Consider the following 19371-nt stretch of genomic DNA (forward strand, 5'->3'; position numbering starts at 1 on the left):
TTTATGCAGCCTCTGTCAGTCTATGGAGGATTTTCTCGAAGCTGGAAACAAGGCCAGCGACATCTGCTTCGCTTGTGGTGGGGGCCACAAGAACCATGTTGTGGAATGGGGTGACGAGATATCCGAGGTTCAGGAATGCCGAGTGCAGCGCTTTCTGGATTGTCGCATTGGCAGCGGCCTTTGCTTCTGCAGCGTTCTGCAATGGATCAGGAGAGAACACGACCTCCAGCCGCGCGCCGACGCGGCCCACATGCCAGGGCAAATGGCACTGCTTGATAGCGGCCGAGAAGCCCTCCTCGATCATATCGGCATGGCGGTTCATTCTGGCGTAGGCTTCGGTCGTCATCACCTCTTCGAGGCAGGCCCTGAGGCAGGCGAGTTGTAATGCGCTGCCAGAGAGCGTTGTGCCAATGCCCGAGTGACCCGTGCCGGTAATTGCTGCGCGCGCATCGTCGAGCCTGTTCGCCACATCTTTCGTCATGCCCCATACAGCCACCGGAATACCGCCGCCGACCGGCTTTCCAACGACGAAGATATCCGGTTCGAGACCGTGAACCTTTGAATATCCACCGTAACCTGTTGAAACCGTATGGGTTTCATCAATGTGAAGCAGTGTCCCGGTCGCGCGCGTCAGATCCCGCAGCGTCTTGTGAAAACCGGCTTGGGGAAGAATCATGCCGCAATTGGTCATGACAGGCTCTGCCACCACACAAGCGATATCCCCCTCCTTCAATGCTGCCTCAAGAGCCGGAACGTCATTGAAGGGTATGCAGACCGTCGTCTCGGACAGATCCACCGCCTGACCAATCAGGCCACCACGCGGCACCGTTTTCCCGTCTACAAGGTCCACCAATGTTTCGTCGACCGCCCCATGATAGCAGCCATCGAACACCAGGATCTTCTTGCGCCCGGTCACCGCGCGCGCGACCCGCAAGGCGAAGCGGTTGGCATCGCTTGCCGTCGTCGTGACCTGCCACTTCGACATGCCGAATGTGCTGCGCAAAAGGTCGCCAACGGCATCAAGGTCGTTGGAAGGCAGCATCGTGGTAAGGCCATGGGTCGCCGCGCCGGCAAGGGCTTTCAAAATCGGCTGCGGCCCATGACCGAACATCGCGCCGCTGTCTCCGAGACAGAAATCGATCACACGATTCCCATCAATGTCCCAGACTTCGCTTCCGGACGCCTTGTTGATCACAACTGGAAACGGCATTGGCCAGTCCCGCATCCAATATTGCGGGACGTTATCGAAGAAGCCTGAGGACGGCGTGGCGAATACCTCTTTGCTGCGCGCGTGCGCACCCGTGAAGATCGCTGTCTCGTCGGCGAGAATGCGCTCGGCCGCACTGACAATTGCGTCGTGATGAAGGGGTGTTCCCGGTGAGGTGCTCAGCACTAATCAAGACCTTCTGGAATGAATAATGTGATCACATTTATGGATCGAGGGGTTTCTGTCAATGAGCTAATTTGAAGATTCGGGCTGATTTTGCTCAAAAAATTGGTGCGCCTCTATGGAGGTGCATCGCTTCGGATAATTTTTAAAGAGTAATGTGATCACACTTTGTCGGTAGAGACAAACCGTCGACCGCTATCTTTCTCGGGTGATTGATGGTGGCCTTCGATGCCCTGTTGTTCGTGCATCGTCCCGAGGCTTACCGGGGCCGGAACAAGCCGGTTTGCGTCAATTGACCTCTCGATGACCAGAGAAAAAGTGTTGGTGCCATCGGTGTCGACCAGGTGGGTATTTGCAAGCCTCGCTGGCAGCGGCAGTCAGGTTGCCCCGTCTGCAATACCTTGCCGGAAAACCGGAAATGCCGAGCCGCTTGCGAACTTGTCGGAAGTCACGCGCCCGGACGTCGTTGAAAGTGACTTCATACGGTGGCCAATATCTCTACCCAGCAAGACACCATTTTTTCCGGCGATGATGCTCAGGTGCGTTCCACGCCGGTCAACCCATTCGGCGTTCAGGAGATAGGGAGACCAAGTCTTTTGCTGCGCCTGGAAAATCGGCGTTCCGCCTTCAGCCCGATAATACACCAGATCTCCGCTGTAGGCGCTTGGCCGATAGAGACCGCGCATCGTGAGGAGCTGTCGGCCGCTACGTGTGTAATCTGGCGTACGGTCTTCCCGCCATTCCGCGCAGAGTTCCGGATAAATTTTCCAGGCCGGATTGCAATACCGAAGGAAGAAAGGCCGCAGTAGATGGACAAGCAGCTGCAGGTGCTTTCGTTTGGTGTGCACTCCCCGAGCCGGGCTCCCTCGCAATGGCTTCTTGTTCAGAAGTTTGCCCGGCACTCCCCTCAGTTGCCGCATGAGAATTCGAAACGTATGGCTGGCCCAAATATGCCAGGGCCAGGCATGCTCGCTCAGCAGGGGATCGATCAAGCCCAGAAATCGGACTTCCTGGCCGTTTTCTTCAAGCTTTCTGGCGAGTTCCAGTGCGAATATGCCGCCAAACGAATAGCCGACCAGACTTACGGGCCCGGTAATCCCCTTGCTTGCGAGTTCTTCGCAGCAGGCCTTCACTTCATCGCAGACACGTGCAGGCTCGGAACCGTCCTTGTTGAATTGACTTAGGCGAATTCCGTAGATGACGCCGTCGTAATCCAGCCCCTTTAGAAGGTCTTTCAGTTCAAGAAAACAACTCAGCCCCCCGGCGAACACGATCAAAGGACGCGACTTGTCTCCATCCCGAAGTTGCAGCAGTTTGGGAAGCTCTGGCAGACTTCCCCGATCCACTGCCTCGGCAAGTTCTCCGATCGACCGCCACACAAAGGCACTATTGACATCGAGTTCGATGCCGGTCTCGGCATAAAAACGCTCCGTCAACTGCAGGAACCTGTTGACGTTGAATTGATCTTCAATGGTGTCATCCATCGAAATTTGCCGTTTCAGGACATGCGCGGCAAGGTCCAGCAGCTTTTCTTTGACATCTACAGGAACCGAGAAACACGACATGGAATGCACCAGAAACTCACAAACAGCAGGGCGTCGTTTTGCTCAACGCGAGCCCATCTTTTCGCAAACTTGTAAATTTTTTACTCGGTGAACTGCGACTGAGCTTTCATCCGGCCACGATTTGAGCCTCTGTGAGCCAATCTCGTCAAGACCAGCCCTTCAGGGCCCGCCCTGAATAATAGCTGGGGGTCGTGGCGCGGTAGAGGGGAATGGTCGCGGCGCCCAGATGGGGTTTGTCGCTCATGTCCGAAAGCCGGATTTCGGGAGGCTCCACGTGAAAGTCTTCGCCCAGAATTTCCAGCGATCCGAGATGCTGAACGAAATGCTGGATGATCCAGTCCGGCAACGAGCCGCCAAAGACGATGGCGCCGGGATCAAGTGTTCTGGCAACCGTCAATGCCAGGCCACGCAGCTGATCCGTTGCCCGGTCCAGCCATTCCCGGACGCCGGGATGATCGCGGTAGCTTTCGTCGATTTCGCGCAGGCGGCGGATCGGGACCCCTGAACGGGATAGAAGATTGCACAGATCCTGGCCTGAAGGTCTCGGATGAGACTTCGGGAAAAGGCCGCCAAACTCCCCCGCGTTGCGGTTGGTGCCCCGGTAAAGTTGCCGTTGGACGACCACTGCCCCGCCGATGCCATAGGTCAGCCAGATCATCACGAAGTTTCGAAGATTCCGCCCGGCGCCATAATACAGTTCCGAGAGAATCGCTGCCTTGCCGTCGTTCTCGTGAAAGACCGGCATCTCGAACAGAGGTTCAAAATCGGTGTTCACATCGATGTCGTGCCAACTGGCAAACTGGGGGATCTGGAACACGTGTCCGGGGTTGCGTGAAAAGTGACCGGGGAAGGAAAGTCCACATCCGAGCAAGCGGTTCACATCAATACCGCTTTTCTTGATCACCTCGCGGACGGCCGGAACGGCCACGCCCATGATGTGACTGAAACTGTGGTCGTTCAGTTCCTGGATATGTTCGGTCCTGATGTTCCCTTCGAGATCTGCCAGGCAGATACGCATGTCGTCCGGATTGAAATAGACGCCAACGGAGAACAGCCCGTCCGGATTGAGCTTTACGGCAGTTTGCGGCTTCCCGCGACCGCTTGGCGCGCGCGGCTCGGCTTCTTCGAGGATGAGGCCGTTGTCAATCAGGTTGGAGGTCAGGCGAGTCAAGGTGGGTGCAGAGACTTCCAGCTCCCGGGCAAGCTCGCTGCGGGACAGGCCGCCATGCCGCCGGAGCATTTCAATCACGCGGCGCTCATTATAACCCAGATTGATCAAACCGGTCCTCACAGCTTCTGATCTCAGCCTCTTCCACTATCCGAGATCTGACAGACAATCACCCAAAATCTCACCCTTGTCGGTTTTGTCGAAGCTTCGGCTCGGTGCAGGCGATTGAAAAAATATATAAATATCAAAATATTACAGCTTTTATGACAGTTCTGTGAATATGGGCTTGACTTATTTAGTTACGTAACAAAACTTATTAGGAGCCTTTCGTCCGGCAGATCCGTGCAATCATAAAAACAATCAAGCGGATCGGGATGGAGAGCAGGGAACCAACAGTAACGGGAGACTAAATTGAGCAATTTCAGAAAACTCCGTACCGCGGCTGCGCTGACCGCCGCCCTCCTCGGCACCACGTCCTACGCCCTGGCAGACGGCACCGTGGTTGTTTATTCCGCAGCGCCGCAACAGCTCGTGGATGAGCTTGTGCCGATGTTCGAAGAAGAAACCGGCACCAAGGTTGAGGTCATCAAGGCGGGGTCTGGCGAGCTGATGAACCGGCTGAAGGCCGAAAGCGACAAGCCGGCCGGTGACGTGATCTGGAGCGTCGACGGAACCGTCATCGACTTCTCAGCCGACCTGTTCGAGCCCTATGAGCCGAAAGAAGCGGCGGCCATCAATCCCAAGTTCAAGCCAAGCGAGAACTGGGTTCCGTTCACTGCGGTCGTGACGGCCTTTATCGTCAATGAAGAGGCCCTTGACGGAGCGCCGGTTCCGACTTCCTGGGCTGATCTTGCAAAACCTGAGTATAAGGGGTTGATCTCTTCGGCACGCGCCGACAAGTCTGGCTCGGCCTACATTCAGCTGGCTACGGTGCTGCAGGACTTCCCGACTGAAGAAGAGGGTTGGGCGGTCTACGAGGGCATTTTGTCCAATGCTGTCCTGTCTGCGTCTTCCGGAGCCGTGCCGCGGTTCGTCAATGATGGAGAGCAGGCTGTCGGGATCACACTTGAAGACGCAGCCCTGCGCTACAAGCTGGGTGGAGCAGACGTGAAGATCGTCTACCCGAGCGAAGGAACCGCCATTGCACCGGATGGAATGGCTCTGGTGAAGGGGGCTCCGAACGCTGAAAACGGCAAGGCCTTTATCGACTTCATCGTCTCCAAGGATGCTCAGGCTGCCGTCGCCAAGATCGGACGCCGTCCGATCCGTCAGGACGTGGCCTCCAATGAAGAGTTGATCCCTCTCGATCAGGTTCCGGACGCAGAGTACGACTTTGCCTGGGCCGCGGATAACCGCGCACGTCTGCTCGAGACCTGGAACGACATGCTTCTCGATCTCAACTAACCCTGACTCTGGGGTTCCCTGGAACGGGGGGCAGCCAAGGGCTACTCCCCGTCTTTTTCCCAAAAATCAAAATCATTGCCCGTATCGGGCAAACGGAGTCCCTTTGCATGGCCGCTGTCGAGATTTCGAACATCCGCAAGAGCTACGGCGATGTCCTCGCCCTGTCCGGCATCAACATCTCGATCCCGTCCGGATCATTCTTCACGCTTCTCGGGCCGAGCGGTTGCGGCAAGACGACCCTTCTGCGCACGATTGCCGGGTTTCACCAGCAAGACAGCGGTGGCATCAGTGTGGAGGAGCAGGCTATCGAACACATGCCCGCCCACAAGCGTGATGTCGGCATGGTGTTTCAGGACTATGCGGTCTTCCCCCATATCAGTGTCTACGACAACATCGCCTTCGGCCTGAAACAGCGCAAGGTTGCCAAGCGCGCGATCGCCGAGCGGGTCGCCAAGATCCTTGAAGTGGTGCAGCTCGCACCCTACGCAGCGCGCATGCCGCACGAACTCTCCGGCGGTCAGCAGCAGCGCGTAGGGCTTGCCCGGGCGCTTGTCATCAATCCAAAGGTTCTCCTGATGGATGAGCCTCTTTCCAATCTGGACGCGAAGCTGCGCGTCGATCTGCGCCGGGAAATCCGCTCCATTCAGCAGTCCATGAACATGACCACGGTCTACGTGACGCACGACCAGGAAGAAGCCCTGGCGATGTCGGATATCGTCTGTGTCATGTATGGCGGAATTATCCAGCAGGCCGCCGCGCCCCTGGAGGTCTACAACAACCCTTCCAACCGGTTCGTTGCATCTTTCGTCGGGGCAAACAACTTTTTCGGCCTCACGCTTTCGCCCTCAGGTGCCAGCATTGCCGGTCTGGCTGTCAATCTGCCTCAGGCGGCCAAACTTTCGTCCGGAGACACCGTGGTCGCGGCGATCCGGCCGGAGTTCATCTCGATCAATCCTGACGGCATCACACCAGAAACGGTTACGCTGACAGCAAAGGTTCGGCAAGTGAGCTTCACGGGCCGCGAATTGACCGTTGCCGCGGTTTTGCCGTCGGGAGAAGAGATCGAAGCCATCACCGCTCCTTCCGCAGACGTTCTTGCGCTTCGTCCGGATGATCAGGTTACTTTGGCCTTCCCTGCGGACAAAGTTCAGCTCTACGCTGATGGCGTCACGGGAGCGCGCCTGTCATGACCAGTCTTGCCGCCAATGCCTTGTCCGGAAAACTGCGCATGCCAGGCTTTTGGACGATCGTGACCATCCTCGCCGTCCTGCTGCTTGCGGTTTTCCTCATTCTTCCGATCCTCAACGTCTTCGCCATCAGCTTCTTTGACGCCAAGACCGGAGAGCTCGGGATAACCAATTACATCCAGGTGTTTACGCGCAGGTACTATACCTCCGCCCTCCAGAACACGCTGCTGATCGGTTTTCTGGGAATGCTCGGTGCATGCCTGATCGGCGTTCCCCTCGCCTTCTGCACCTCGCGTTACCGCATCAGGGGGCGGGCGGTGATCGCGACATTCGCCGTTCTTGTGCTCTGCGCCCCGCCTTTCATCGGTGCCTACGCCTGGATCATGCTTTTCGGTTCAAACGGCGCCGTGACCAATTTCCTGGAGCAGTTTGGCATCAACGTGCCGACGATCTACGGCATTCCCGGCATTGTTCTCGTCTTCAGCCTCAAGTTCTTCCCCTACATCTATCTGATGACGGAAAACGCGCTGAACACGATCAACAAGTCGTTCGAAGATGCTGCCGAAAATCTCGGCTGCACCACTTTCGAGCGCTTCATGAAAGTGACCCTGCCGTTGGTCTTTCCGGCGGTCAGCACCGGAGCGATCATCTGCTTTGTGCTGTCGATTGCCGATTTCGGCACGCCGGCCATCCTGGGGCACGGGGTGCGGACCCTGTCCACCATCGCCTACTCTCAGTATACCTCCGAAATGGCGGGAACGCCGACCATGGCAGTCACCATTTCCATGGTCATGATCGCGATTTCCATGGGCGCATTGCTGCTTCAGCGACGGATTCTGGCAAAGCGCCGCTATGCGGGCGCCATGACGAGCAGACCGGTCAAGAAGTCCATGTCACCTGCCAAGTCCGCTCTGGTGCACGGTTTTTGTTATCTGGTGGTCTTCATTGCAATGCTGCCGTCCTTCACGGTGGTGTACACCTCGTTCCTGGAGACGAACGGCCCCGTCTTCACCGGAGGGTTCGGCCTCGATAGCTACGCGCGTATTTTGCGGGATTCCCCGGCCGCGGTTGCCAACAGCTTCCTGTTCGCACTGGCAGCTGTGGTGCTGATTGCGATCGTATCGGGCCTTCTGTCCTTCATCGTGGTGCGGCGGGACAACTTTGTTGCCGGGTCTCTCGATCTTCTGCTTATGGTTCCCTACCTGATCCCGGGCATCGTCATGGCGATCGGCTATGTGGCGACGTTCCGTCATCCGCCGTTCGATATCACCGGAACCGCGCTTATCATCATCCTGATCGTCTTCATCCGGCGCTTGCCATACGGGGTCCGCTCGACGACGTCGATCCTGCGCCAGATCAAGCCGTCGATCGAAGAAGCCGCCATCAACCTGGGGGCGTCGCCGGCCAAGACCTTCACCTCGGTGACCGTGCCGCTGATGATGCCCGGATTGATCATCGGATCGCTGATGAGTTTCATCACCGCGATCAATGAACTGTCCTCGACCCTGATCCTCTACACGTCGAAGACCATCACCATGCCGGTGCTGATCTACATTCAGGTGATCGACGGAGAGTTCGGAACGGCAGCGGCCCTGTCCACTGTGCTGCTAGTCAGCACCGGCCTGTGCGTGTTTGCCGTCTTCCGCCTCTCGGAAAGCAAGGAATCTGCCTTCGTGTGATCACGAAGGCTTTTCTTAACCCAGCGTTTTGTCTGGTGCAGGGCACCGGGCGGGTTTCATATGTCTTGAAGGAACGTCCATGAACATCGAGGCGATCTCGCGTTCAAAATACAAGACCGGCAACCGGCCGGGCGACGATTTGATTTTGATTGAGCCGGATCAGGTGCTTGCCGTCTTTGACGGCGCGACGGATCCCACCGGTGCGGACTATCAGGGTGAAAGCTCGGGCCGGATTGCCGCCCGTGCCGCTGCCCGCTGCATTTCCGGGCTGCGGGCGAAGAACGCACTGGAACGGGACAGTGCAGCTTCGATCTTCCAGGCCATCAGTGATGCGGTCAAATCCGCCGCTGCGGACTGCCGCGCGACGCATCCGCCTTCCACGACCGCGGCAATTGCTGTGAAGGGCAAGGACACCGTTCGCATTCTGGCTCTGGGCGACAGCGGTATCCGCATCAACGGCAAGTCCGTCTTTCAGCACCACAAGATCATCGACACGGTCAGCACCGCCGCCCGGATCTCCGTCTTCAAGTCGCTGACGGCCCGTATGAGCGCGGCGGACGACGCCGAATACGCTACCCGTCGCACGATCTTCCTCGGTCTTGCCGCTTCCATTGATGAAGGGCGCCTGACCCGAGAGGAGGCAGAAGATGCCATGGAAGCCGCAACCCGGGTTTCCGGGCTGGACCGCGGCCTGGTCTCGGAGTTTCTGCTCGGGGGTATCCGGTCCCAGTTCCACTACGCCAATGCCCGTCACGATCTCGGCTATGCCTCTTTGAACGGCGGAGAGATCCAGGGTGACGGGATGACGGACCTGCGTCTGCCGGTCAGCGAAATCAGAACGATCGAAATTTTTTCCGACGGCTATGTGTCCATTCCCGAGAGCGGCACCACCTGTTCCGACTGGGAGGCTGAGTTCGCCCGGGTGGAACAGGAGGACTTTCACAAGACGGGGCTTTTCCCGGCAGTGAAAGGCTCGACCTCCCTTGAAACCTGTGACGACCGCACGGTGATCTCGATCAGTTTTTAGATATCAATACGCTGTCGGTCAGGTTTTTGCTGAAGTCTGGCCCCTCGGAAGACTGCCGCGTCCGGTCCCCCTCCCCTCTTGACGCACCATTACCAGGCCCCCTCGCCTGCTGAAGTCGCTGCGGTAAGGACGCACCAATCGGCGAGAGGATAAGCAAGTTTTTTTGCGGCTTGTCGGCAAGTTTCACAGCCGGACATCATCTTTCCAGGATCGTATAGCGGACCGTGTCTGACCACAGGATGATGGAAGGTTTTGAAAATTACTTGCTACGAAGAAGTAGATCCAGAAAAGAATCTCCTGAGAAAGTAATTCCTGAACTGGAAGTTATTTTTTCATTTCTCATTTCGGTTGGAGTAAATCCGTAAATTTCTTTAAATTGCCTGCTAAACAAGGCTGGGCTAGTGAAACCGGCGTCATTTGCGATGGTGCTGACCAATCGCTTATCGGACGAGTCCATCAATGCTCGATAGCAATATTCGAGACGAGAAGATTTAATATAAGCAGAAACTCCACCCCTCTCTTTGAATAAGTATTGAAGGGATCTCTTGGAGATTTTCAAATTTTCAGAAATAAATTCGGTGTTAAGGCCTCTATTGCCAATATTGTTTTTGATGAAATCTTTCACAATATTGAACTTCAGTACATTAATCGCCGGATCGGCTTCTGAAACGAGATCGGGCGTTTCCTGAATTGCAGCCCGTATTAGAATGGAAAACGATTTCCGGACTGCTTCTATCTGACTTGATGTCAAGTTTTCATCAATCTTCGCTGTCGATTTCATGAAATACGTAACAAGTGGCGTAAGTGTTGAGCAAATCTTTTTGTTCGTAAGGGCGTCGAGTCCGGCAGCAATGTCCTGAAACTCATTTCTACTTAAATAGAAGGAAATAAGTTCATTCTTTCTCATTACACCGGAAAATGTCTTCCCGAATGACTTAACTGTTAAATCTCCCTGCTTTTCCTGTACGAAATCGCCCCCGGATACACTGTCAATGCGCCCTTTCAAAACGAGGGTGAGAATCCAATGGTCTAGACCGTTGAGCGCGAGATGATTTTTGGTATGGTGAAAATCAACTGGATCCATGTTCCAATGAACGAGGCTGAAACCTCTAAAGTCCATGGCTTTGACATTAACTTCGTATCCGTCTTCAATGGGTTTTACTGGAGACAAGGAATAGAAGTTAGTTACAGTTTGCGAAAAGAAATCGAACTGATCCCTTTTTTCTAAATCTTGAGTGCTAATATTATTTTTATACTCAGATTGCATTTTTCTCTCGCAACGGGATATTTGCTTCACCGTTTGATTTCTTACTCAAACCACTGGGTTCACCGATAAACTGTAGAGGCTTTTAATCGGGCAGCCTGTGACGCGACGCACAGGCAATTTGGGCCTGTCGCAAGTATTTTTGAATTAAACGTCTCTTGTGATGTGGTTGTTGAAAGAGCGCTCCTGCACACAGGAGTTTTGCGTCATGTTTTCTACTGCCATTGTCGACAAGCCGAAGCGGCCATTTCTGGCTGAAGAAAGGCTTCGGCTTTGCCGGCGACTAGGGCTCCCGCGAACAGAGCGACCTGCTTGCGGCGATCTTCGGGATTGAAAAAATCAGCAAAGCCTGGAAATTGCTCCCAAATCGCGAGAAGCTCGCCTACCGACGAAACTTGCGACAAGACCATGTTACGAGCTATCTGGTCCAAGTGTAACGTACTTGCTGATTTCTTCGCCCTCAAGTCCTACCAACATTGGGTGAGTAGTTCCGGGCAAAATTGCAACGTCATAAAGTTCCTCAACAGAACCTACGATGCTAATTTTGTGTTTTACCTTATTGTCCGCAAGCGAGATTATGTAAATGGCACACTCAGCCTGCTGATTACGAGCGCAGAGTTCAGAGTCCAAGGGTAATCCTGAGAACACTTTGTTTCGAGGTTTGGAAAGAGCAACAATGGCGTGACCTTCATAAAAGGTCAGACCTCTCAAGAAGCCCGGACACCATACCAATCGCTCGAACTGCCCGGAAGTTCGGTCAACCCTGCCAAACCAACCTGACCCGGCCTCGAGGAGGTACAATTCATCCTGATACAAGCGTGGGGTGTGTGGCATCGACAAACCATCTGCCACGATCTGGTTGGTTCGAATATCGACGATCTGTCCACCGTCTGCGCGGTGATCTCGCCATCCATCCTTGATGTTGCCAGGCCCCACGATACTGGCATAGGCAGCTTCACCGTCTTCGAGGCAAAACCCGTTAAAATGGCACCGGTCCTGATTCACGATTTGATCGATGAAGGAAGGCCGCCAAATCGGTGAAAAACTTCCTCGTTGGTCGAGTTCCGCGAGGCAATTGTACTTTGTCACTGCAGCAAGAAGACGTCCCTGGCGGTCGACGTGCAGGTCGTGGATATCGACGTTACCCGTCACATTGCAACTGCGGGGCATGTATATCCTGTCCCATCCGTTCAAGGACTGGCCAAGAGTAAGGCCGTTTTCAAATCTCCATACGGCATATTGGGTTGAGAGATAGAAGCCAGATGGTGTCGGCCTCATAGCCATCGCGTTCCCGAAATTTCTCTCGTTCACAACGAAGCGTCCACCGACGCCGGGACCAATCAGGACAATCTTTCCGACAGTGTAAGTGGTAAACGCGAGCGATATCCGGCGCTTCTCCATCCAGGCGGAGAATCCGTTCGACAGGGTCAAAGTGAACGGGTTCTGAGGTTTTTCCGTCACCGTATCACCAGCAACGATAGGTCCGGAATTGCTTTCAACGCTGGTTTGATTCATCCGAAAGGACCTGCGGCTCAATCTTGTTGTTCTTCAACAGGTTAGAATGTAATTGCAACAACGCGGCGTCTTTGCAAGCCAACTGGTTTTCTGCCTCTGTTTATGGGGCCACACCTGCATAGCGTGCGCCGGCCGGAAGCTGTCCTTGTTTGAACGCTTCCGACCGGCAACAGGTCTGCGATCAGAACCTGACGTTGAAGCGCCCGGAGACCGTGTTCTCGGAGTTTCCGTCAGCGAACTGGCCGCCGTAGTTGAGGCCGATGCTCACCTGGCTGCTGGCCTGCAACTCCAGCCCAGCACCAACCACCAGAGCGTCCTCCGCAATTGGTGCACCATGTATTGTGAACGGATTGCCACCCGACACAAAGGCTTGTTCCAGGCTTGTCGTCGTGTCGCCGAACGCATGTTGCCAGGATGCATAGCTGTGCAGCTTGCCTTTTGTGCTTTCGAGCTGGAACTCTTTTTCAACACGCAAACCGAGGCTGGTATAGGTGACATTCTGCGTCTGGCTCGGAGACGTCAGCGCAGCGATGCCACCTTTTTCCGTGAATCCGTCGCTCAGAACCGCGATGTGGGACAGACCGGCAAATGGCTCCAAAGCTGCAAAGGCGTTCTCGAACCGGTAACCGGTCTCCGCAAATGCCTGGAACGTATGAGAGTTGTAGTCCGCCTGCAGTCGCTCATTCAGTGAACCGGCATTCACCGTCCGGTCGGTGGAGATATCGCTCAAGCTGTAGCTGGCACCGCCCAGTACCCGGAAATCGCCGTATTCGCGGCCCGCATACGCCCCGATCAGGTAGCTTTCCACATTCGCAGTGGAGGCAATATCGTCGGCCTTGATATCTGTGCGACTGAAGCCGCCAAACAGGCCCGCATGCACACCGTAGCCGACCGTTGTGCCCGCGCCCACGATGAGGCCGCCGGTCGAGGCTTCGGATCCGACCGCATTGCCATCGCTGTCCAGGTCGACAAAGGACCCATAGACCTGCCCCCATGATGCGAGCCTGTAGCCGGATGGCCCCGGATTGTTGCCGTGAGTGGCAATGTCGCCCTGCGATTGCGCGTCAGTTTTCAAGCTATCGCGCAGATGCGACATGATCCGGTTGCGGTTGCCGATGCCTTCCTGCAGCAGAATGCCTTGTGTCGATGCATGAACCTCGCCTGTCAGGAAGTTGAACAGGGTTGGCGCCTGATCTTCGCTGATGCCAATGACCGCGTCGAAGATCTCGTTTCCTTGTCCGGCGCTTTCAGCTGCCGCCGCAGCGGCTTTCTGGTTCTTGGTCTCAGCAAGATCTGCAAAGGCGACGTTGTTGCGCTGAATGGTCAGAACCACGTCCTTCGGGTTGGTGATCAATGCTCCATCCAGAAAGGCGAAATCCTGGGCAAGGAGCAGCTTGTCGAATGACCCGGTCACCGCATTGCCTGCGGTCAGGAGGGTGAACTCAGCGCCCGGAACGAAGGCGCTGGAGCCAGACCCCGTCCAACTGGTCAGAACTTTAACAGTTCCGCCGTTGATGGTGACGTCGTTGCCTGCCGTCACCAGGTCGACATTCCCCGTGTCTTCCAGTTCCACTTCCAGGGAAGAGCCGGCGTCGAAGGTCAGGTCCTGGGCGACGGCAAAAGTACCGATTGAATTGCCCGCGCCGAGCGTACCGCCGTCAAGGATATCCGCTGTTCCGACGGTTCCGACGCCCTGCAACCGCGTCCCGGAGTTGACGGTCACCTCCCCGCCCGACGCATCCCCGTTGATCGCCAGTGTGCCGCCGTTGATCGCGATCGGGAGAGGTTGCGTGATCGCTCCATTCAGACGGAAAATACCGCTGTCTTCCTTGGACAGAAGGGTAAAGCCTTCAATATCGCCGTCGAGGGTGCTGTCACCGGTGCCGACGAGATTGAAATTGGCGGTCGTGCCGTCGAAAGCCAGGAAGTCGCCTGACACCGTCGCATCCGTCGACAGGTTGAACGTGTTGGTTCCACCTATCGAATTGATTTCGAAAACGTTGTCGGCAGCCGTTATCGTACCGCCGCTGATAGTCACCGTGTTGCCGCCGATACCGGAGGTGTCATTTATGTTGATACCGTCATCACCAGCTTCAATGGTCCCGCCGCTGACGGTAATCGTGTTGCTGTTGCCATCCGACTCAATGCCGTCACTGCCAGCTTCAATGGTCCCGCCATTGACGGTCACCGCGTTGTTGTCGCCGTTAATATCGATTGGATCGTCATCAGCCACTATGGTTCCGTTATTCACGGTCACCGTGTTGCCGTCGCCATAGGCATAAATACCGTCGTCGCCCGCCGAGATGGTCCCGCCGTTGATTGTAATGGCGTTGTTGTCGCCATACGACGCAATGCCGTCATCGCCAGCTTCATTGGACCCGCTATTTACGGTCACCGTGTTGCCGTCGCCATCGGCAGCAATCCCGTCGTAGCCCGCCGAGATGGTCCCGCCGTTGATGGTTACCGTGTTGTCGTCGCCACCGGCATAAATCCCGCCGTCGTCCGTCGAGACGGTCCCGCTGTTGATTGTAATGGCGTTGTTTTTGCCATACGACGCAATGCCGTCATCGCCAGCTTCAATGGTCCCGCCGTTGATGGTTACCGTGTTGCCGTCGCCACCGGCATAAATACCGTAGTCGTCCGCCGAGATGGTCCCGCCGTTGATTGTAATGGCGTTGTTTTTGCCCTCCGACTCAATGCCGTCATCGCCAGCTTCAATGGTCCCGCCGTTGATGGTCACCGTGTTGTTGTCGCCGTAAATATCGATTGGATCGTCATCAGCCACTATGGCTCCGATATTCACGGTCACCGTGTTGCCGTCGCCATCGGCATAAATACCCTCGTCGCCAGCTTTAATCGATCCACCATTCAGCGTTACGGTGTTGTTGTCGCCTTCAGCATGAATACCGTCATCTTCTTCATCTGCGTCTGCCGTGATGGGCCCATCAGCATTGACCGTGACCGAGCTGTCACCGGCTATCGTGACACCATCGCCGTCATCGATGTCCAGCACCGCCTCCCCGTTGGCATTGTCGCCATCGCCAAGGGTGACACTCACATTAGGATCATTGGCGGTAATCGTATCGTTGATAACGATATCGTCGCAAGCCAGATTGCTTCCGTTTACGAGGGGATCCGCCGGATCGACCACCACGCCGTTGTTCTCGCACGCTGCCTGGGCTGCCGGAACCGGGCCAAACACAAGGCCTGCGCCGACCAGAGCGGACGACCCAAGCAAGACCGCGCGACGGCGGGCTCCTTTCGATCCGTGTGATCGACGTGCATTTTCCGGAGATCTCAATAGATGTGAAGGCTTCTGCCAAACCATCGTCGGAACCTTTAATCTGATTGCGTTGTTTCAGACGGGGCTCGCCTACGAGATGACCCACTCCGGTCAGCCAAAGACATGCGCCCAGTTGCATTCTGATTAGTAGAATTCCCCACATGTCCGCCATATCTCCGGCGGTGATTTGCACTCACAGACAAGAGTTTGCGCAATGAGATAAGCTGCGGTGATGAAAAATGGCCGCCGTGACCTGGAAGGTGGCGAAGATCTCGATTCGATATGCCGAATAATAGAAAATGAAGGTTCCCAAAAGTACATGCCACTCGCTATTTGCATTTCGAAAATGTTTGGAGCTGAAAATCGTTTTATCTTAGAACCATCAGATGCCGGGGCTGAATACCTGTTTATTTCTTCGGTGAGCGTGCTGAAAGTAAAATTCAGAAAAATTTCATTATGACTGGATTGTCGTGCAGAGATTAAACTGTCGATCAGAACAAAAAGTGTATAGCGCCGCGAGGAATATTTAAAAACATTGAACTGTTCCTCTGAAATACCTTGAAGAAGAGTGCGCAAAACTGAAGAAATTACTCACGGAGCCGATGATCTAAGTGTCGACGCTTCGCGAGATGCTTGGAAAAACTTCTGACGCCGGGTTCAAGCAGGAGTGCCGTGAACTGGCCAATCGACACCAGGGGCTACTCGCAACGACGTGCCTGCGGGCTTGTCGGCATCGATCCGAGCGATTACCGGTATCGGGCCACGAAGTCCGACGATGCTGACCTAGGCCAGAGGCTCAGAGAACTGGCGTCAGAGCGCAGGAGGTTTGGTTATCGACGGCAGCACATCCTGCTGAAACGCCAAGGCTTTGAGGCCAACGGGAAGAAGGTCTACCGGATCTACCTGTCTGAGCGTCTGACAGTGCGCAAACGCGGCGGCCGGAAACGGGCGCACCGTTTGCTGCGCGACAAGCGGCCAATCACCGCCTCTTTTCGGGCGCCGCGAAGGAGTGCCCTGCCGCGCAATCGGTCTCTCGACCTCGTCTCCGATGCCCTGATCGACGGCCGACGGTTCCGTGTCCTTTATGTCATTGATGACTTCCGACGCCTGGGCAGCATTAGGTCCAGCGTTGTTCCGAACGTGTCGACCGCGCGGCATAGATAGTTTCATTTGCGCTGCGTTCTACGAGGCTTTCTAGAGATTTTGATACGTTGCCGAGTCGTGTTGATAAAAGAGGATTGCGTACGTACTGAAGTTCTTCGGGTAGTGCTCGTCTTTAAAGGAAATTGCCATCTCGTCCGCGTTCAACAATTGCCGCGTGATCAGTGAATCTCGGCACGACGAAACCAATTAATACTTGCGTCAAACCCATTCGAAAAAATTCGAAAATGAACAAGATTGCCTGCGCATTCTCTTCTCAAAGAGAAATAATCCACTGCTACCCAGTGAAACTCATTTAAGTATTCGTTGCCTGAAAGTGTCAAATGTAAAGAAATGCTCCGCGGAGCGGGACCCGCGGAGCACTGGAAGTTGAATGAAGGCGGTTATGAGAGCATTTGAGGTGCCGTGCCTCACCTTCTTGGCCCGGAGTAGAAATAATTTGTGTTTTGTTTCAATCGCCAGCCTGACGGCCATTAATCGCCTCGACAGGGGTTGCTGGGCTTGGAAATGGCTATCATGGGTTTGCGGAAGTTCGCAGAGCGCTCATGGTTTGACCGAAATTGTCCATCGGAACGTCAACGGAGTTAGCCGCGGAATTGAGTATCGTATAGTCAATTCTCACCTTGGCGCCTGCTTCCATCATATCAACGAATTCACTAGAATCCTGAGGCGTCAGATAACATCCTTCAGAAATACATGAATCGATCAAGAACTCACGGAAAAGTACGTCATCTATATAGAGTTGGAGTCTTCCAATTAGAAATAGGTCTAAAGCAAACTTTATCTTGAACACCGGTTTTTGTTGCGGTGGGTAGACAAATCCGAGCTTGAAGAGGAGGCGATTGCTCCCTTCCTCGCGGATGTCCTGGGTTACTCGGCAAACAAGGCTTTGGGGGTTACGGGTCGGACCGAAACACTCCGACTGCCACTGTGCCGCGTTGTGTCCTGCTCGAAAGCCTGCGGCAGATCCCACTGTTGGCAAGCCAAGGAGAAGTGTCACAGCCAGGAAAATTGTCAGCTTTTTCATCGTGTATTACTTTAGAGTTGACCAGACCAAAGCCGGTTTCCGTAGTATCGAGCGCAATTTTGCGAAACTTGCTTTTGCGAAATGCATTCCTGGATCCAGTCCGAAAGGAAAGTTCGAAACGCTCTACTTTTTAACGGGTTTCAATACAAATTGAACAGACTGAAGTCTATCTTTTGCGCGCTCAGACAAGACTTTGCGCGCCAAGAATAGCGGCACTCATCACTGTTCGCCTAAAAGTATTTCAAGTAAACGCCTTAAATAAATTCTGCTCTGTTTCGGAGCAAGCGTGTTTTGTGCGGGAGGTTCAACACTGAAGTGATCGGCCGGTTTCTGACCGTATCGATAATGTCGCCGGCTTCCCAGGCTACGGTCCGGTTCTCCGACTGTTTGTTCGCGATATATCCGGGTTCATGACATGGAATTTTGGCAAGAGTATCTGGCGTTGAAAACCACAAACCCCCGGCGCTGGCGCCAGGGGATGTGAAGAAAGCTGGTCTTGCTGGACCTTGTTTTGTTTGACTGACCAGGGAGGGTTCAGTCTGTTCAGCCGTGAAAGAACGGCGATCTGCACTGCCGGCGAGGGCCGTGGTACGGCTTGAAGGAATTGTCCCCCTTGCGATAGGAACGATAACGGTTGTAGCACCAGGACACATGTTTCCCCCAGCTGACACCGCCAGGCACCTTGATAATGAGCCTGTTATTATAGTGATGGCCATGCCCGAAACCGTGGCCGTGCCCGAAACCGTGGCCGTGGCCGTGCCGGTGATGATGACCGTGGCCATGCCCGCCGGCGAAGGCCGCATTAGTACCGCTTAGCGCAGTCGCGGAGGCCAGGACGGTGATTGCCATGGCCGTGATGATGGATTTCTTGAACATTTTGACATTCCTTTTGTTTGCTACAATCTTGATTTGCTTCGGTAAATTGATTTTGTCGCTTTCAACGGGCTGGCAGAGTTCCGGAGCCTGGGCAGTTCGACTTGCCCTACCTATTTGAAAGTCTCCAGAGGACACTCATGGCGACGGCTCTGACCAAGCCCATTGCTTCGCAACGGCTGTTATCGGTCGCGTTTAACCCTTGTAATACGGGGAGAAACACCTCTGGCGAGGGCCGGTATGGGGCTGGTAGCTGTTATCGTAATCTCGGTAGGTGTTGTAACGGCCGTAGCACCAGTCAACATGCTGCCTCCAGCTACCGTCGCGACCATTGACATAGCTGCGCTGGTGCTTGTAGCCGCCGTTGTAATTGTTGTGGCCACCGTAGCCGCCATGGTTATTCCCGGAACCATAACCACCAGCGAACGCGGAAGAGCCGAATGCGCTTGTCGCAAGAGCAACTGCGGCGATGGTCGTGAGGACCGCTTTTTTGAGCATTTCAATCTCCTTGGGTTTCACCGGCAGTTGTTTTTCGCCGATGACCAAAACCTAAGTGAGATTCCGGTCCTTGACCTGTGACGACCGACACCGCACAGAAATCAGTCGAGGTAAGTATCTATTTTTATTGAATATTTTTTAGAAATTGTATTGAATTCAACGGTCAGACTCAGCCAAAAATAGTCAGTTTCGCTGCCTTGCTGCAGGCGTTTCAGCTTTTCGGCACTGACATTCTCCATCACGGCCCGCGCCGTAACAGTCGGAGCGGCAAACGCCATCCCAGTCGTCGACATACGGTTTTGCCCGACAATTGGCGCCGACCGCAGCCAC

General features: G+C 54.9%; 15 protein-coding genes and 1 pseudogene. 6 read left to right on the forward strand and 10 right to left on the reverse strand.

The window, feature by feature from the left end; all coding sequences use genetic code 11:
* Position 1 precedes the first annotated feature (1 nt).
* From AC2A6O_RS15815 to AC2A6O_RS15825, 3 genes are all read right to left on the reverse strand, one after another.
* A complete protein-coding gene (locus AC2A6O_RS15815) occupies positions 2-1393 on the reverse strand; it encodes a transaminase (RefSeq protein ID WP_498928453.1) in 1392 nt (463 codons plus the stop codon).
* Positions 1394-1767: 374 nt separating this feature from the next.
* Entirely contained in the window at positions 1768-2955 is a 1188-nt protein-coding gene (locus AC2A6O_RS15820; protein ID WP_498928742.1) for a thioesterase domain-containing protein, read from the reverse strand.
* A 145-nt stretch (positions 2956-3100) separates the two neighbouring features.
* Positions 3101-4234 carry an ROK family transcriptional regulator gene (locus AC2A6O_RS15825; protein ID WP_148587647.1) on the reverse strand — a complete coding sequence of 378 codons (1134 nt, stop codon included), beginning with the start codon at positions 4232-4234 and terminating at the stop codon, positions 3101-3103.
* 336 nt (positions 4235-4570) lie between these two features.
* On the opposite strand from AC2A6O_RS15825, the gene AC2A6O_RS15830 reads away from it, so the two are divergent.
* The 4 genes from AC2A6O_RS15830 to AC2A6O_RS15845 all read left to right on the forward strand — a co-directional run bounded on the left by AC2A6O_RS15830 (position 4571) and on the right by AC2A6O_RS15845 (position 9420).
* A complete protein-coding gene (locus tag AC2A6O_RS15830; RefSeq protein ID WP_498928744.1) occupies positions 4571-5527 on the forward strand; it encodes an ABC transporter substrate-binding protein in 957 nt (318 codons plus the stop codon).
* A gap of 107 nt (positions 5528-5634) precedes the next feature.
* Positions 5635-6717, forward strand: coding sequence for an ABC transporter ATP-binding protein (locus tag AC2A6O_RS15835; protein WP_148587645.1), 1083 nt, complete (start codon positions 5635-5637; stop codon positions 6715-6717).
* The gene (locus AC2A6O_RS15840; RefSeq protein WP_498928455.1) at positions 6714-8393 is read left to right on the forward strand and encodes an ABC transporter permease; all 1680 of its coding nucleotides are present in this window, start codon (positions 6714-6716) and stop codon (positions 8391-8393) included. Before AC2A6O_RS15835 ends, AC2A6O_RS15840 begins: the two co-directional genes overlap by 4 nt.
* A gap of 79 nt (positions 8394-8472) precedes the next feature.
* Positions 8473-9420: a protein phosphatase 2C domain-containing protein gene (locus AC2A6O_RS15845; RefSeq protein WP_498928457.1), complete on the forward strand. Its 948-nt coding sequence runs from the start codon at positions 8473-8475 to the stop codon at positions 9418-9420.
* Positions 9421-9679: 259 nt separating this feature from the next.
* Here the strand turns inward: AC2A6O_RS15845 and AC2A6O_RS15850 are convergent, their stop codons facing one another.
* The 3 genes from AC2A6O_RS15850 to AC2A6O_RS15860 all read right to left on the reverse strand — a co-directional run bounded on the left by AC2A6O_RS15850 (position 9680) and on the right by AC2A6O_RS15860 (position 15437).
* Complete coding sequence (locus AC2A6O_RS15850) at positions 9680-10687, reverse strand: helix-turn-helix domain-containing protein (RefSeq protein WP_498928459.1); 1008 nt, start codon at positions 10685-10687, stop codon at positions 9680-9682.
* 408 nt (positions 10688-11095) lie between these two features.
* Entirely contained in the window at positions 11096-12199 is a 1104-nt protein-coding gene (locus tag AC2A6O_RS15855; protein WP_498928461.1) for a TIGR03032 family protein, read from the reverse strand.
* Positions 12200-12380: 181 nt separating this feature from the next.
* The gene (locus AC2A6O_RS15860) at positions 12381-15437 is read right to left on the reverse strand and encodes an autotransporter outer membrane beta-barrel domain-containing protein (RefSeq protein ID WP_498928463.1); all 3057 of its coding nucleotides are present in this window, start codon (positions 15435-15437) and stop codon (positions 12381-12383) included.
* 277 nt (positions 15438-15714) lie between these two features.
* Between AC2A6O_RS15860 and AC2A6O_RS15865 the strand changes: the two genes are divergently transcribed.
* Together AC2A6O_RS15865 and AC2A6O_RS15870 are read left to right on the forward strand one after the other, a co-directional pair.
* Positions 15715-15942, forward strand: coding sequence for a hypothetical protein (locus AC2A6O_RS15865; RefSeq protein ID WP_498928465.1), 228 nt, complete (start codon positions 15715-15717; stop codon positions 15940-15942).
* An 88-nt stretch (positions 15943-16030) separates the two neighbouring features.
* Positions 16031-16589, forward strand: a pseudogene (locus AC2A6O_RS15870) (transposase family protein); the annotation flags it as partial.
* A 568-nt stretch (positions 16590-17157) separates the two neighbouring features.
* On the opposite strand, the gene AC2A6O_RS15875 reads toward AC2A6O_RS15870, so the two are convergent.
* From AC2A6O_RS15875 to AC2A6O_RS15890, 4 genes are all read right to left on the reverse strand, one after another.
* On the reverse strand, positions 17158-17670 hold the full coding sequence (locus AC2A6O_RS15875; RefSeq protein ID WP_498928467.1) for an invasion associated locus B family protein: 513 nt from the start codon (positions 17668-17670) through the stop codon (positions 17158-17160).
* Positions 17671-18213: 543 nt separating this feature from the next.
* Positions 18214-18546 (reverse strand): BA14K family protein, encoded by a 333-nt coding sequence (locus AC2A6O_RS15880; RefSeq protein ID WP_498928469.1) that lies wholly within the window; start codon positions 18544-18546, stop codon positions 18214-18216.
* Between the two features lie 192 nt (positions 18547-18738).
* On the reverse strand, positions 18739-19089 hold the full coding sequence (locus AC2A6O_RS15885) for a BA14K family protein (protein ID WP_498928471.1): 351 nt from the start codon (positions 19087-19089) through the stop codon (positions 18739-18741).
* Positions 19090-19142: 53 nt separating this feature from the next.
* Positions 19143-19334: a hypothetical protein gene (locus AC2A6O_RS15890; RefSeq protein WP_498928473.1), complete on the reverse strand. Its 192-nt coding sequence runs from the start codon at positions 19332-19334 to the stop codon at positions 19143-19145.
* Between the last annotated feature and the right edge of the window lie 37 nt (positions 19335-19371).

The organism is Labrenzia sp. ATLA3, assembly GCF_057180185.1.

What these genes read in the sequence shown, in the direction of transcription:
- AC2A6O_RS15855 (WP_498928461.1), bottom strand. Translation starts at nt 12,199, where the DNA reads ATGAATCAAACCAGCGTTGAAAGCAATTCCGGACCTATCGTTGCTGGT.
- AC2A6O_RS15840 (WP_498928455.1), top strand. Translation starts at nt 6,714, where the DNA reads ATGACCAGTCTTGCCGCCAATGCCTTGTCCGGAAAACTGCGCATGCCA.
- AC2A6O_RS15890 (WP_498928473.1), bottom strand. Translation starts at nt 19,334, where the DNA reads ATGTCGACGACTGGGATGGCGTTTGCCGCTCCGACTGTTACGGCGCGG.
- AC2A6O_RS15880 (WP_498928469.1), bottom strand. Translation starts at nt 18,546, where the DNA reads ATGTTCAAGAAATCCATCATCACGGCCATGGCAATCACCGTCCTGGCC.
- AC2A6O_RS15835 (WP_148587645.1), top strand. Translation starts at nt 5,635, where the DNA reads ATGGCCGCTGTCGAGATTTCGAACATCCGCAAGAGCTACGGCGATGTC.
- AC2A6O_RS15875 (WP_498928467.1), bottom strand. Translation starts at nt 17,670, where the DNA reads ATGAAAAAGCTGACAATTTTCCTGGCTGTGACACTTCTCCTTGGCTTG.
- AC2A6O_RS15845 (WP_498928457.1), top strand. Translation starts at nt 8,473, where the DNA reads ATGAACATCGAGGCGATCTCGCGTTCAAAATACAAGACCGGCAACCGG.
- AC2A6O_RS15865 (WP_498928465.1), top strand. Translation starts at nt 15,715, where the DNA reads ATGAAAAATGGCCGCCGTGACCTGGAAGGTGGCGAAGATCTCGATTCG.
- AC2A6O_RS15820 (WP_498928742.1), bottom strand. Translation starts at nt 2,955, where the DNA reads ATGTCGTGTTTCTCGGTTCCTGTAGATGTCAAAGAAAAGCTGCTGGAC.
- AC2A6O_RS15850 (WP_498928459.1), bottom strand. Translation starts at nt 10,687, where the DNA reads ATGCAATCTGAGTATAAAAATAATATTAGCACTCAAGATTTAGAAAAA.